Source organism: Verruconatronum alginivorum (genome assembly GCF_056590205.1).
The window spans coordinates 195,841-210,245 of the sequence record NZ_JBWPVQ010000001.1 but is presented as its reverse complement, the minus strand read 5'-3'; the positions used below and the strand labels follow the sequence as shown (position 1 = coordinate 210,245).

Sequence of the window (14,405 nt, the reverse complement as noted above, 5' to 3'; positions counted from 1 at the left end):
AGCCGATCACCATGATTCGTCCGTTTTTCATTTTCATCCAATGGGTAGCCGTCCTGATGATCGGGGCGGCGGGTTTGCAGGCCCAGATCGGCCGTCCCGGCGCGCAAGCGACGGTCGGCGAGATCGAGATCAACTTCATCGAGTTGCAGAACGTCACCCGGGAGGTGGTTCGAGCCAACATGCAGACCCGCGAAGGGGAACCGTACGACGAAGCGTTGATCGACAGCGACATTCGCTCGCTCTACCGGACCGGGCTCTTCGAATACATTGAAGTGAAGCGGGATTTCACCCCGGAACGGACCGTGAATCTGGTTTTCGAAGTGCGGCCGAAGTTCCGGGTCGAAGCGGTTCGGTTCGTCGGCAACGAGAGCGTCCGGACCCGGCGTTTGATCCGGGAAACGTCGGTGCGGCAGAACGCCGCTTTGGACGAGCGGGTGATCCGGATGGACGCCGACGCGATCCACCAGTATTACCAGACTCGGGGGTTTTCCGAAGCGTCGGTCAATTACGAGATCGACCGGAACCCGGCGACCGGCATGGGGGTGGTCACTTTTCAAATCGAAGAAGGAGTCCGGGTCCGGGTAGTTGGAGTCAATTTCGAGGGGAACGATTCCCTCTCCCACCGAATGCTTCGCCGAGCGATGGAGACCCGGCGCTGGCACCTTTTTTCGTGGCTGACCGGCACTGGGCGCCACCGGGATGACGTTTTCGAGGATGATTTGGAACGCTTGCGTGACGTTTACCGGGAGGAAGGTTTCCTCGACGTCGAGATTTTGCCGTCGGAGGTGACCTTTACCAATCCAACCGACCGGAAGTTGGAAATCACGGTCCGGATCCGCGAAGGGCGGCGTTACCATGTCGGACAAATCAATATCGCCGGCAACCAGCTCTACACGGAGGATGCGTTGCGGGGAGTCCTGGAGTTGCGCAGCGGAAACCCGTTTGTGCCTTCACGCTTCGACGCCGACATCGAGCGGTTGCGCGATTATTACGGCCAGGACGGTTATCTCGACACGCGGGTGCAAGGGCATCGCCGTCCGAACGTCCAGACCGGCAATATCGACATCAACTACGAGATCACCGAAGGGCGGAAGCATTACGTTGAGTCGATCCAGATCGAGGGAAACACCAAGACCAAGAGCGTGGTGATCATCCGCGAGCTCGGGCTCGGGCCGGGCGACGTCTTCAACACAGTCCGGATGAAATCGAGTCAGCGCCGGTTGCAAAACACCCGGTTTTTCGAGGAAGTGACGCTGACTCCGGCTCCCACCGATATTCCCGACCGGCGGGATTTGCGGATCAACGTCCGGGAAGGCCGGACCGGCAGCGTGACCTTCGGGGTCGGGTTCAGTTCATTGGAGCGGGCGATTGTTTTTGCGGAATACACCGAGGGGAACTTCGACCTGTTCAATTACCGTGCGCGGTTCCAGGGTGCCGGGCAGAAATTCCGGCTCCGGGTCCAAATCGGCTCCCGCTCGAACGAAATCCTGTTGGCTTTCGAGGAGCCGTGGCTCTTCCAGCGGGAACTCGCCCTTGGTTTCCAGATCTACCGGAGCGAGACCCGTTATCTGGCGGCGACCTACAATGAATTGCGGACCGGCTTCGAAGTCTACCTGCGCAAGCGCCTGATCGAATTGCTCGAAGGGCGGCTTTCCTATGGATTCGAAGTGGTCGATATTTTCGATGTCTCGCCGACCGCGCCGGCGGTGATTCAAAACGAAGCCGGGAGCCGCAGCGTCTCGAAAGTCGGCTTCAGTCTCCTGCGGGACACTCGCGACAGTCTCCTTTTGCCGACCCGTGGCAATCGAGTGGAGCTCTTGACCGAAGTCGCGGGCGGACCGTTCGGCGGGCAGACCGATTATTACCGGCTCGAGACCCGAGGATCCCAATTCGTGCGGGTGGCGGAACCGCAAACCCAAGTGGTCTCGTTCATCGGCCGAGTGGGGACGGTAATCCCTCATAGCGGCGCCGAGACGGTGCCCTTTTTCGACCGGTATTTCCTTGGCGGACCTTACACCATGCGCGGATTCGACTTCCGGGAAGTCGGACCGATCGACGGGGGCGAGCGGATCGGGGGGCACTCTTACGGATTCTTTAGCGCGGAATACGCCCTCACGGTGGTCGACCCGGTCCGGTTCGCCGTCTTCTATGACTGGGGCTTCGTGAACGAAGGAACCGCGAATTTCAACGCCCGCAATTACAACGACAACTGGGGTATCGGCTTCCGCATCATGGTGATGGGAGCGCCGATGCAACTCGATTACGGGATTCCGATCACCACCGATGATCTGAACGATCGCGGCGGACGTTTTAGCTTTTCTTTTGGAACGCGCTTCTAAATTATCGATCTAACTTACTGACATGAATACTCTCCGAATCGTTTTTCTTTCTATCGCAATGAGCGCGGTTTGCGCCGCGACCGCCGCCGCCGACACCGCCATCCGGGTCATCACCGTGGATATGGCCCGGCTCTATGAAAATTACCATCGCACCGCTGAAGCCCAGGCTCGTTTCCAGAGCGCGGTGGAGTCGGCCCAGGCATCCGCCGAGGCGATGATGGCCGAAGGAAACGCCTTGGTCGAAGAATACCGGAAGCTGGTCGAAGAGGCCAACAGCCCGGCATTGTCGGCCGCCGCCCGTGAACGGGCCGAAGGCGCCGCTGAGCAAAAACTCCAGACCATCCGCGAGAAAGAGCGCGAAGTGCAGCAATTCCAACAGAACACCCAGCGCGCCCTGCAGCAGCGCCAAGCCAGCCACCGCCAACTCGTGTTGGACGAAATTCGCGAAGTGGTCGGCGCGATCGCCAAGAAGAAGGGAGCGACCCTCGCCTTGGATCGCTCGGTGAATTCCGGGGTTCTTTTCGCCGACGCCTCGTTTGATGTCACGGAAGAGGCCCTCAAAGAACTCAACAAGGACCGTCCCGCCAACTGATTTGGCAGATTTTCTCCAAAGCCCTGTTCACTCTTGAACAGGGCTTTTTTTATTGCAGGCTCATTCGTGATGAAGCTCTCCCTCTCAGCCGAAGAAATCGCCAAGATCACGCTTCCGGCGCGGATCGAGGGGACCGCCGCCCAGCCGATCGGCCGGATCTCCGCTCTGAGCGGTGCCGGGGCGGGTGACCTTTCGTTTCTGGCCAACCTGAAATACCGCAAGGAGGTCCCCGCTTCGAACGCGTCGCTGATCCTGGTCCCAAACGACTACCAGGGGCAACCGCGCGCGGGTCAGGCCTTCTTTTACCAGGAAAATCCAACGGTCGCTCTGGCCCGGATCTGTGATCGGATCGAGCAACGCCTTTGGCCGAAACCACCGCCGGGAATTCATCCGAGCGCGGTGATCGGTCAGGGATGTCGGATCGCCCCCGGGGCGACGATCGGCCCCCTTTGCGTGATCGAAGAGGGAGCCGTGATCGGTGAAGGCACTGTCCTGCAGGCGCAGGTGTTTATCGGCGCCCAGGTCTCGATCGGGGAGGAATGTTTCCTGATGTCGCACGTCAGCGTGCAAGGCCATTGCCGAATCGGAAATCGGGTGCGGTTGCATTCCGGGGTGGTCATCGGCTCGGACGGTTTCGGCTACGACACCAACAAGGCGGGCCAGCACCAAAAACTGCCCCAAGTGGGAGAGGTCGTGTTGGCCGACGACGTTGAAATTGGGGCCAACACCACCATCGACCGGGCGCGGTTTGATAAAACCGAAGTCGGCGAGGGGACCAAAATCGACAACCTGGTCCAGCTCGGTCACAACGTGGTGATCGGCAAACATTGCCTGATTGTTTCCCAGGTCGGCATCGCCGGCAGCACCCGGATCGGCGATCACGTGGTGATTGGGGGGCAGGCGGGATTGGCCGGACACCTGGAGATCGGAAACGGCAGCATGATCGCCGCCAAAGCCGGGATCAATAAAAGCCTTCCGCCGAAAAGTTATGTGAGTGGGGCGCCCGCCTTGCCGATCATGCTCGAACATCGCCTGACGGCGCTTCGCAAACGCCTGCCCGACTTGTTCCAGAAAGTCGACCGACTGGAAGCGGAGGCGAAAAAACTTTCCATCGAACCCGAAGAATCGTAGGACGTAAACCGCCCATGCAAGATAGCGAACTCAGGATTTTCTCCGGCAGCTCAAACCGGCAACTCGCCGCCGAGATCTGCAAGTTGATCGGGACCCCCCTCGGGGAAGCGGTCGTCACCACCTTTCCGGACGGCGAATCGTTCGTGAAGATCAATGAAAACGTCCGGGGCCGCGATGTTTTTATCATCCAGTCGACCTCGACTCCGGCGAACCATCACATCATGGAGTTGCTGATCATGATCGACGCCGCCCGAAGGGCTTCGGCCCAGCGGATCACCGCGGTGCTTCCGTTCTACGGCTACGCCCGTCAGGACCGCAAGGATCAGCCGCGGGTGCCGATCACCGCGAAACTGGTGGCCAACCTCCTGGTCGCCGCCGGGGCCAACCGGGTTTTGACGATGGACCTCCACGCTCAGCAGATCCAGGGATTCTTCGATATTCCCGTCGACCACCTTTACGCCTCCCCGGTCTTTTTCAATTACCTGCAAAAGCTTAAATCGGACAAACTGGTGGTCGTCTCGCCGGACCAGGGCGGAGTGAAAATGGCGGCCGCTTACGCGGACATGTTGGAGTGCGGCGTTGCTTTCATCGCCAAACGCCGCACCGATGCGACCACCGTCGAAGCGATCAACATGATCGGCGACGTGTCCGGTTGCGACGTTTTGCTGGTGGATGACATGACCGAGACCGCCGGCACCCTGACCACCGCCGCCCGGCTCTGCCGAAAGCACGGTGCCCGCAGCGTCCGGGCAGCGGTCAGCCACGCCATCCTCAACGACTTGGCTTACGAACGCTTGCGGGAAAAATTGTTGGACGAACTGATTACGACGAATTCGGTGCCGGTCGATCCGAAAGGATTGCCGATTACCGCGTTAAGTGTTGCTGAACTTTTAGGCGAAGCGATTGTCAGAATCAGTCGGAACCAAAGCGTCACAAGCTTGTTCCGAATAAAAGGCTTTTGAGGCGGCCGACTCCCCGGCGGTTATACCGGACGGGTTAACGGTCGTGGATTGGCCGAAGGAAAATCACCATGTCTTCAACCCAGGAAATAACGAGAAAGTATATGAGATTACGTGTTCTTACGGCTCTATTGCTCCTGACCACCGGCGCCTTGAGCGTCAAGGCGTTTTACCCGGAGGTCCCCAAGATCACTCCGCAGTTGGCGGTGGTGAACATCGATCCGACGCCGCTCGACCGGCAGGACTCGAACCGGGTCACCAGCTATGCCGACGTTCTCGACGAGGTCCGGCCGGCGGTCGTCAGTGTGTTTTCGACCCGCGTCGTCCGGCAGCGCCAACAAATGTCTCCCTTCGGAGACGACCCGTTTTTCCGCCGCTTTTTCGGTGTTCCGGAAGGGCGGGAGCGGGAACAACGCCGCCAGGGACTCGGCAGCGGCGTGATCGTCAGCTCCAACGGCTATATTCTCACCAACAACCACGTGATCGAAGGCGCGGACGAAATCCGGATCGCGATGAGCGACCAGCGGGAGTTTGAGGCTAAACTTGTCGGCAGCGATCCGCAAACCGACATCGCCATCCTCAAGATCGAGGCGGAGGGTTTGCCGACGGCCGCTTTGACCGACAGCGATCAGATCCGGGTCGGCGACATCGCCTTCGCCCTTGGGAATCCGCTCGGAATCGGCCAAACGGTGACAATGGGGATCGTTTCCGCCACCGGACGGATGGATATCGGAATCCTCGGCCGCGACAGTTACGAAAATTTCATTCAGACCGACGCCGCCATCAACCAAGGCAATTCGGGGGGACCGTTGGTCGACGCGAACGGTCGGGTGATCGGGATCAACACCGCGATCCTTTCCCGGAGCGGCGGCAATATCGGAATTGGTTTTGCTATCCCGGCCAACATCGTGGCCAACGTGATGGAGAGTCTGATCGAGACCGGCACCGTCGAGCGCGGTTACATGGGCGTTCATTTGCAACCGTTAAGTCCGGAGCTCGCGGAAGAGTTTCAAGTGCCGGACGCCCGCGGTGCCCTGATCGGCGACGTCGTTCCCGGCAGTGCCGCCGACCGGGCCGGGCTGCGCCCCGGCGACGTGGTGGTGCGACTCGGCGACCGTCCGGTTCGCAACCACACCGGCCTGCGCCTGCAGGTCGGACAAATGCGACCGGGAGTTTCCACCGAGGTGGAAATCATCCGCGATGGCGAGCGCCAGACCTTGCAGATCGTCCTCGATCGTCGGGGAGATGCGCCGACTGCTTCAGTGACGGAACCGGAACGCGGCCGAGGTTCGCAATTACTGGAAGGGATCACGGTCGCTCCGGTGAGCGACGAGCATCGTGGCCAATTCGAATTGCCGGAAGGGATCGTTGGATTGGTGGTCACTGAAGTCGATGGCGACTCGCGCTATGCCCGGGAGTTTCCTCCCGGTTCGGTGATCGTGGAAATCAATCGCCAGACGGTATCCACCTTGGAAGAAGCCCGTGCCGCTCTGCAAAAGGGAGGCAATCTCTTCCGGGTGTATCATCGCGGCAGTTCCCGCTTCTTGTTGCTCAGGGTCGATTAGAGCGGATCCTTGGACGGGCGGATCTGCTTTTATAACTAAACGGCGATCCTGTTTTCGCACAAAGCGCTTTGGAGTGCGGTGCGTCCCCGCACCGCTTTCGGAATGGTCGACGATGGCCGCACGCTCGACAGTCATTCGACGGTCGGAGCCCTTCCGCGCGCTCGAAAGCTCCGCGGGGACGCGGAGCACTCCAAAGAGGCTTCGCCTCGAAAGCGAAGTTTCATTCTACACCGTGCGATTTAAGCTCCGCAGCTAAGGAGCCCCGAAGGACTTGGTCGGAGATCGCACCGGTCATCATCACGATTCTGAGACTTCCCAAACGACGTGGTCGATGGCCGCACGTGAGCCCCGAAGGGGCGGCATCCTATAGCCCAGGGCGAAGCCCTGGGTTATAGCGCAACCAAGACCGAAAGGCCTGAAAGGCCGGCATTCTCTCCCGCCGCCCCCCCCACTTACACCCGCATATGAAACAAAATAATTTGTTGCGTTACTTCATGGTTTCGGCACATCTTTAGGCTGGAATATGGAAAACGGATTGAAAGTCGTCGTGGTCGGGATGGGTTTCATGGGGAAGGTCCATGCCGGAATCTGGCGTTCCCTCCCGGGTGTCGAACTGGTGGGGGTCGTCGATGGTCGACCGGAAAACACCATTCGGCGGGAAATGGCAGCGGCGGGCCTCCCCGGAGAAACTCCGGTATTTTCTTCGCTCGACGAAGCTTTGGATCGCAACTCGCCGGATGTAGTCGATCTGTGCACTCCGACCTTTCTTCACGCGGAGCAGGGGCGAGGAGCATTGCGGGCCGGTTGCCATCTTTTTTGTGAAAAACCGATAACCCTCGACCTCCCATCCGCCGACAGGTTGTTGGAGTTGGCGGAGGAAGCAGGGCGGCAGATCATGGTCGGCCATTGCCTTCGATTTTGGCCGGAGTATGAATGCTTGCGATCAGCCATCCGGACCGGTGAACTCGGGAAACTGCTGTTCCTCGATATGGAGCGGACCGCCGGACGTCCGGGATATGTGGTCGGCGGGTGGACCAATGATCTAAACCGGTGCGTCGGGGCCGCACTCGATATGCACATCCATGATGCGGACTGGATCCAGTCGGTTTTCGGACTTCCCGAGGCCGTCGCCAGCCAAGGGGTGAAGCTCGATTCCGGATGGGATTATCTGGCCACCCATTACCATTTTCGTGACGGCGCCGCCATTTCGGCCCGCGGGGGGTGGTGTCTGCCTCCGGGCGCCCCTCTGCGCATGGGTTATCAGGCTGTATTCGAACGAGGACTACTGGAGTGGAACTCGAATTCGACGGAGGGTGTAATCCGTTTTTCCGAGGCTGGTCGTGAAGTCGTGATGAAAACCGAGGACCATGACCCGCTGGTCGCCTACCGGCGGCAAATCGAATACTTCGCGAATTGCCTTTGTAATCGAATTCCGGTGACAAACGGCAGTGGGCGTCAAGCCCGGGAGTCGGTCCGTTTGGTTCTCGCCGAGATCGAATCGGCCGCTTCGGGCTCGACGGTATCTTTGGGTTCAGCCCCCCGCGGCTAATCACTGACACTTTTTATGCAAAACATTATCCTTTGTGGTTTAGGTTTTATGGGGTCGATGCACCTGCAGGCATATCGGGCGATTTCTTCCGCGCGGGTCGTGGGGGTGGTCGAAAAGCGAACGGAGCAGGCCCGGGAGACGCTGCGAAAATTGGGAGTCGATGCCAAGGTTTTCCCGACCCTCTCGGAGGCATTGGCCGAGGTTCCCTGTAACGTCGTCGACGTTTGTCTGCCGACCGATTTGCATGAGGCGGCTTGCCTGGAAGCGTTGGAGGCGGGAACCGCATTGTTTTGCGAGAAACCACTCACTCTCGGAAAAGAGTCGGCCGCCCGGATTCTGGAGGCGGCAAAGCGGAGGGGCGCGCCGGCCCAGGTTGGGCATTGCATCCGCTTCTGGCCGGAGTACCAGGCCTTCGCGGAGTTCGTCCAGGAAGGACACGCCGGGGCGTTGCTCAGCCTTTCGTTGCAGCGGCGGGCGGGCTTTCCCTCCCATGACGTCGACCAGTGGATGGCGGATCCCGACCGGACCGGCGGGGCTGCGCTCGACCTGCACATCCACGACACGGATTTTGTCCTGTCGTTGTTGGGACGACCGGCGGCGGTGAAGTCCCGGGGGACGTTCGACCGTAATGGGGCGAGTCATATTTTCACGGATTACCACTATCCGGATGGGCCGGTGGTGCAGGCGGAAGGCGGCTGGAATTACCCGGAGAAGTGGGGGTTCCAAATGGCCTTTCAGGCGATTTTCGAACGAGGGACGGTCGAATACGATGCCGGGAGCGATCCGACGTTACGGGTCTGTTTCTCCGGAAAGGAACCGGAACCGCTCCCATTCACTCCGACCACGGCGGGGGAATCGAGTTTGGGGGGCGGGAACTTGTCATCGCTAGGTGGGTACCTGAACGAGCTACAGTATTTCATCGAATCTTTGGAAGCGGGGCGGGCACCCGAGAACGCCACGTTGGCGCAAGCGACGGAAAGCCTGGAGGTTTGTCTGGCGGAAATCCGGTCGGCCCGCACTGGCGAAACGGTGACGTTGTGACACCTCGAATCATAAACACGGACTTATCATTATGAGAAAAACGATCAGCATTTGGTCTTTTGCGACGGGAACCGTACCCGAAAAAATGCGACTGGCGGCGGAGGCCCGGTTTGCGGGATTTGAGATCGACTTGACCGAGGAAGGTCCGGTGGCCTTGGACCCGGACCGGTGCGATTTTGACGGAGTCCGCAAAGCGGCGGACGCGGCCGGACTTGAGATCAGCGGGTTGGCCACCGGTCTTTATTGGGGGGCGAATGGCGCGAGCGCGGACGAAGCGGAGCGATCGCGGGCCGGGCGTATACTGCAGCGTCAAATCGAGTGCGCGGCGGGGCTTGGGATCGACGCGATTCTGGTGATTCCGGGCTCGGTGGGAGTCGACTTCATTCCGGGGGCGGAGGTCGTTCCTTATGATCTGGCTTGGGAGCGGAGCCGGAAGCTGGTGGAAGCCGCCCTGCCGTTGGCGGAACGGCACAAGGTGAAGATTTGTATCGAAAACGTCTGGAACAAATTTTTGGTGAGTCCGTTGGAGATGCGGGAGTTCATTGATTCGTTCGGGAGCGAGTATGTCGGAGCCTACCTGGATGTCGGCAACACCTTGGCGACCGGTTATCCGGAGCATTGGATTCGTATTCTCGGGAAGCGGATCGGACGGGTGCATTTCAAGGACTTCCGGAGGGCGGTCGGAACGATCGATGGATTCTGCGATCTTTTGTCGGGGGATGTCGATTGGGCCGCCGTGGTGGCGGCGTTGCACGATGTCGGATATGAAGGCTGGGTGGCCGGGGAAATGATTCCGCCGGTGCCGATGTATAAACATTGCCCCGAAGTGCTGATTCACAATACTTCGAGAGCGATGGATGCGATCTTCCGGTTGTGAGACGAGTGGCGCTCGAAGCGGAATTTTAACCACGTATGAACACGAATAAACACGAATGAACAAGGGGTCGGAATCAGGCACCAAGGGGCGGGGGAAATTTACGGTGTTGGCGGCGGCGGCCCATCCGGACGACATCGAGTTCATGATGGCGGGGACGCTGTTGCGATTGAAGGAGGTCGGGTGTGAGATTCACCTTTGGAACTTGGCGAACGGTTCGTGCGGGAGCGAGTCGCTGCCGGCTGGCGAGATCGCGGCAATCCGTTGGGAGGAAGCGCGGGAATCGGCGGCGCTGGCCGGTGGAACGCCCCATGAGCCCCTGTTCAATGATTTGGAGATCTTTTACGATCGTTCGTCTCTGCGGAAAGTGGCCGCGGTGATCCGGAAGATCCGGCCGGATATCATTTTGACCCAGTCGCCGCAGGATTACATGGAAGACCATCAAAATACGGTCCGTTTGGTGGTGAGTGGCGCGTTCGCCCGGGGAATGCCAAACTACTCCACCGAGCCATCGGTGCCACCGGTGTCCAACTCCGTTGCGCTTTACCACGCGTTGCCCCACGGATTGAAAGACGGTTTGCGGCAGCCGGTGGAGCCCCATTTTTATGTGGACGTCTCCGGTGTTCTCCGGCGGAAGCGGGAGATGTTGGCGGCTCATCGGTCGCAAAAGGAGTGGCTCGACCGGACCCAGGGAATGGGGGCATATCTGGACGAAATGGAAGCGATGACCCGGGAGGTGGGACGGATGAGCGGAAAATTTGAATACGCCGAAGGTTGGCGGCGCCATTCGCACCTGGGCTTTGGCTCGGAGGATTTCGATCCGGTTTCGGAGTTACTGGTGCCCTGAGTCGGCCAGTGGCTCCGCTTTGCGGCACAGAAGTAAGCAAAGGGAGTGAAGAGAATCTAGCCGACCTTCTTCCACGCTGGAGCCGACTCCGACGGTGGACGGCCGGATGCCATCGCCCCCAGTGAGGGGAGTTTCATGCTTATGTGAGGACAATCAGGAAGGGGCGCCGGTTTGGCCTTCGCCGTAGAGGGCCTGTTGGCGGGAGCGGAAGGTGCCGGGAGATTCGCCGGTGGCGCGGCGGAAGGCGTGGCAGAAGGCGGCGGGACGGGGGAAGCCGCATTCGATTCCGATCTGTTTGATCGGATCGCGGGTGAGGGCGAGCCGGGCGCGGGCGGCGCGGATCCTGACCTCGGTCAGGTAGGCGTGGGGAGTGAGTCCGAGTTCGGTTCGAAAATGCTCGTGCAGGTGGGCCGGGGAACAGCCGAGGCGGCGGGCGAGTTCGCCGATCCGAATCGGATCCGCCGCGTGGGCTTCGAGCCATTTTTGCGCCCGGCGGACGATGGGGGTCCGGGAAGCGGAGGCGTCGCCCCGGGCGGGGCGGCGGGCCTCAATCAGGATTCGACCGAGGACGTAGTCGCGGAGGGCGGATCGGTCGATCCCGGAATCGAGGGAGAAGGCGACGCAGCGGGTGGTGAAATCGATCAGTTCAGCGAGATCGATCCATTGGGTCCGGTGTGGAACCGGACGACGGCAGGCGGGTCGCGTGGTTTGGCGAAGGACCACGTTGAGACAACGGTAGGGATTGTCGAAATCGCTTCGCCCGATCGTTTCATCCCCCTCGACGTGCCACCAGATGTCGCCGGGAAAAGTCTCGATCCAATCTTCTCCGGAGCGGACCCAACCGCGGCCTCCGGTGACAATCTCGATGCGTTCGACGCCAGGGAGGATCGCCGCTGGCCTCGGGTCCGCATTAGCGGGTTGGAGATAATGGACGAGGGTTTCCAGGAGAAGAGCCATCGGAAAGGGGAGGTGGTCCGTTTTTTATAAGAATCCGATACGTGTAGAGGATTTTGATATCATTGGGCCTCGTCCGAATGGTTTCAAGCCGTTTTGATTAGTGTGAATCGATAATTTCGAAACCGAATTTTTTCATACTATGATGACACAAGCCGCTTCTCCCATTCGCTTTGGATTCATTGGCGCCGGTCAAATCGCCTATTACAGTGCCGATGCGATCAAGCGCCATCCTCATGGCGAGGTTCGCGCCGTTCAAGACATCAGTGCCGAGCGGTGTGCCGCGCTGGCCGCCGAGAAAGGGATTCTGGTGACTTACGCCACGCCGGAAGAGTTGTTCGCCGATCCCGAGGTGGACGCGGTTTATATCGCGGTGCCGAATAAGTTTCACGCGGAGTTGTCGATCCAGGCTCTCCGGGCGGGGAAACATGTGATCCTCGACAAGCCGATGGCGATGAATCTGGCGGAAGCCGAGCGTGTTGCCGACGTCGTCCGGGAGACGGGAAAGGTGTTCATGCTCGGGATGAACCACCGGTTTGTGGCGGATAACCAGAAGTTGCGGGCGTTGACGGAGGCCGGCTTTTTCGGAGAGATTTATCATGCCAAAGCTGCGTGGCGGCGGCGGCAGGGAATTCCGAAACTTGGGACGTGGTTCGGGAACAAGGCGATGGCCGGGGGTGGCTGCTTATATGATATCGGGGTCCACTTGCTCGATGTTTGTCTTTACATGATCGACAATTTCGAACCGGTCAGTGTGTCGGGGTCGGTTTACAGTAAGTTCGGTCCGCGCGGACTCGGCGAAGGAAACTGGGGGAAGTCCGACAAGAACCACGCCGTTTTCGACGTCGACGATTTCGCCACGGCGTTGATCAAGTTTTCCAATGGCGCGACGGTCGATTTGAACGTAACCTGGGCCTGTCACAACCGGGAGCCGAGCCAGGTGAATGTCCAGATTTTCGGGACGGAAGCGGGGGCGAGTTCGAATCCGTTGGAGCTTTATCAAGCCTTGCCTGTCGCCGGCGGGTATCAAGTGAGCACAAAGGTCGATGCGGCGATCCGTTATCCGCACGCGGACCGGTTTCATAATTTCATCAATCACCTCCGCGGCGAGGAGACGCTTGGCGTGACGCTGGAGGAGGCGTTGACGGTGCAAAAGATCCTCGACGGGATCATGGAGTCGAGCGAGACCGGACGGGAAGTTCGCTTTGATACCGACCCGGTCCTCGATTCCACGCCGGATTTGTCGGCGGTTCGGTAAGTGAATTCCGGGGAGTAGCGCACAGGTAGGAATGCCTGTGTCACAGTATCAGTTTTCTTTTTACATAACTATGAGCCAAAATCCTTCATCAGCCCGTTCGTTCGGCGTGCAAAGCTATTGCTTCCGCGCTTTCAAGGAAAATGCAGTGGTCGCCGAAAAGGTACGCGAGATCGGACTCAATTCGATCGAGCTTTGTGCGGTTCACGCCGATTTCAACCGTCCCGAAGCCTTCGGGGAGGTGGTGGAAACGTATCGGCGGGCGGGGGTGTCGATCGTCTCGATCGGCGTGCAGACCTTCGTCGGAAACGACGACGAGGAGAGGTGGTTCGAGTGCGCACAGGCCGCCGGCGCTCGGCATCTCTCCTGTCATTTTAAGGTGGATACGTTTTTGACCGCCATTCCGAAGGTCCGGGCATGGTCTAAAAAATATGGTATCCGGGTGGCGATCCACACCCATGGGGGGTATCAATTCGGAGGTTCGCCCGACGTGGCCGAATATCTGACCGCCCTCGGTGGACCGGAAATCGGGCTTTGTCTCGACACTGCCTGGATCATGCAAATCGGCCCCAGGCGGGGGAAACCGGTCGATTGGGCCAAGCAGTTCGCCGGGAAGATTTACGGGGTGCATTACAAGGACTTCGAGTTCGGGAAGGACGCCGGGTGGCGGGACGTGCCGGTCGGAAGCGGGAATTTGGACCTTCCGGCGTTCGTGAAGGAGTTGGAAGCGGGCGGTTTCGACGGGTATTCGGTGATCGAATACGAAGCCGATCCGGAGAATCCCGTTCCCGCGTTGAAGGCGTGCGTGGAGCGGATGCGGGGGATCTGACGGGCATCGTCCGGAGCGCTCAACACAGTGGCGGGGCCGTCCCGGCTTCATGCGTTTCCTCCGGCTCCTTCCGCTGGGCGAACCCTGCGCACTGAGGCGGAAGGCCTCAATCGTTTTGAGGCCTTCGGATCTTTCGTCGGAACCGAGTTTCATAGCCCAACGGGCATACGTCCTCCAGCCCAGAGTTGAGCCGAGGGAAACGAGGCCTACCCTGGGGACCGATACCCGAGTCCACGAACCGCAACGCGGTTCCGCCGCCGTCCGATCCGCCATCGTACGGGGGCCAGGGGCGCAACCTCTTCGAGGTAGATCGTCTCGCGACCGGGACCCAGGGTAGCCCCGCATTCGCGCGGCAACCCTGGGCTGAAGGACGAAACGCCGTTGGCGTATATGACCAAAGTGGCGGGGCCGTCCCGGCTCCGTGCGGTTTCTCGGGCTCCTTCTGCTGGGCGAAACCTGCGCACTGAGGC

12 protein-coding genes are annotated in these 14,405 nt (G+C 59.9%); 11 read left to right on the top strand and 1 reads right to left on the bottom strand.

Annotation, left to right across the window (positions count from 1 at the left end):
- The first annotated feature begins 11 nt into the window (after positions 1 to 11).
- The 9 genes from bamA (at position 12) to ACWUI2_RS00615 (ending at position 10,897) form a co-directional block, all read left to right on the top strand.
- A complete protein-coding gene (bamA, locus tag ACWUI2_RS00655) occupies positions 12 to 2,339 on the top strand; it encodes an outer membrane protein assembly factor BamA (RefSeq protein WP_486980933.1) in 2,328 nt (775 codons plus the stop codon).
- Between the two features lie 22 nt (positions 2,340 to 2,361).
- Positions 2,362 to 2,931, top strand: a complete 570-nt coding sequence (locus ACWUI2_RS00650) for an OmpH/Skp family outer membrane protein (protein WP_486980932.1) — start codon at positions 2,362 to 2,364, stop codon at positions 2,929 to 2,931.
- 69 nt (positions 2,932 to 3,000) lie between these two features.
- Positions 3,001 to 4,062: a UDP-3-O-(3-hydroxymyristoyl)glucosamine N-acyltransferase gene (gene lpxD / locus ACWUI2_RS00645; protein ID WP_486980931.1), complete on the top strand. Its 1,062-nt coding sequence runs from the start codon at positions 3,001 to 3,003 to the stop codon at positions 4,060 to 4,062.
- 14 nt (positions 4,063 to 4,076) lie between these two features.
- Positions 4,077 to 5,024, top strand: a complete 948-nt coding sequence (locus ACWUI2_RS00640) for a ribose-phosphate diphosphokinase (RefSeq protein WP_486980930.1) — start codon at positions 4,077 to 4,079, stop codon at positions 5,022 to 5,024.
- Positions 5,025 to 5,125: 101 nt separating this feature from the next.
- The gene (locus ACWUI2_RS00635; RefSeq protein WP_486980929.1) at positions 5,126 to 6,586 is read left to right on the top strand and encodes a DegQ family serine endoprotease; all 1,461 of its coding nucleotides are present in this window, start codon (positions 5,126 to 5,128) and stop codon (positions 6,584 to 6,586) included.
- Positions 6,587 to 7,109: 523 nt separating this feature from the next.
- Positions 7,110 to 8,135: a Gfo/Idh/MocA family protein gene (locus ACWUI2_RS00630; protein WP_486980928.1), complete on the top strand. Its 1,026-nt coding sequence runs from the start codon at positions 7,110 to 7,112 to the stop codon at positions 8,133 to 8,135.
- A gap of 15 nt (positions 8,136 to 8,150) precedes the next feature.
- Positions 8,151 to 9,176, top strand: a complete 1,026-nt coding sequence (locus tag ACWUI2_RS00625; protein WP_486980927.1) for a Gfo/Idh/MocA family protein — start codon at positions 8,151 to 8,153, stop codon at positions 9,174 to 9,176.
- A gap of 31 nt (positions 9,177 to 9,207) precedes the next feature.
- Positions 9,208 to 10,053, top strand: coding sequence for a sugar phosphate isomerase/epimerase family protein (locus ACWUI2_RS00620; RefSeq protein WP_486980926.1), 846 nt, complete (start codon positions 9,208 to 9,210; stop codon positions 10,051 to 10,053).
- Between the two features lie 55 nt (positions 10,054 to 10,108).
- Positions 10,109 to 10,897: a PIG-L deacetylase family protein gene (locus tag ACWUI2_RS00615; protein WP_486980925.1), complete on the top strand. Its 789-nt coding sequence runs from the start codon at positions 10,109 to 10,111 to the stop codon at positions 10,895 to 10,897.
- Positions 10,898 to 11,050: 153 nt separating this feature from the next.
- Here the strand turns inward: ACWUI2_RS00615 and ACWUI2_RS00610 are convergent, their stop codons facing one another.
- Positions 11,051 to 11,854: an AraC family transcriptional regulator gene (locus ACWUI2_RS00610; protein ID WP_486980924.1), complete on the bottom strand. Its 804-nt coding sequence runs from the start codon at positions 11,852 to 11,854 to the stop codon at positions 11,051 to 11,053.
- Positions 11,855 to 11,993: 139 nt separating this feature from the next.
- On the opposite strand from ACWUI2_RS00610, the gene ACWUI2_RS00605 reads away from it, so the two are divergent.
- Both ACWUI2_RS00605 and ACWUI2_RS00600 read left to right on the top strand, forming a co-directional pair.
- Positions 11,994 to 13,109, top strand: coding sequence for a Gfo/Idh/MocA family protein (locus ACWUI2_RS00605; protein ID WP_486980923.1), 1,116 nt, complete (start codon positions 11,994 to 11,996; stop codon positions 13,107 to 13,109).
- Positions 13,110 to 13,179: 70 nt separating this feature from the next.
- On the top strand, positions 13,180 to 13,935 hold the full coding sequence (locus tag ACWUI2_RS00600; protein ID WP_486980922.1) for a sugar phosphate isomerase/epimerase family protein: 756 nt from the start codon (positions 13,180 to 13,182) through the stop codon (positions 13,933 to 13,935).
- The last annotated feature ends 470 nt before the right edge of the window (positions 13,936 to 14,405 follow it).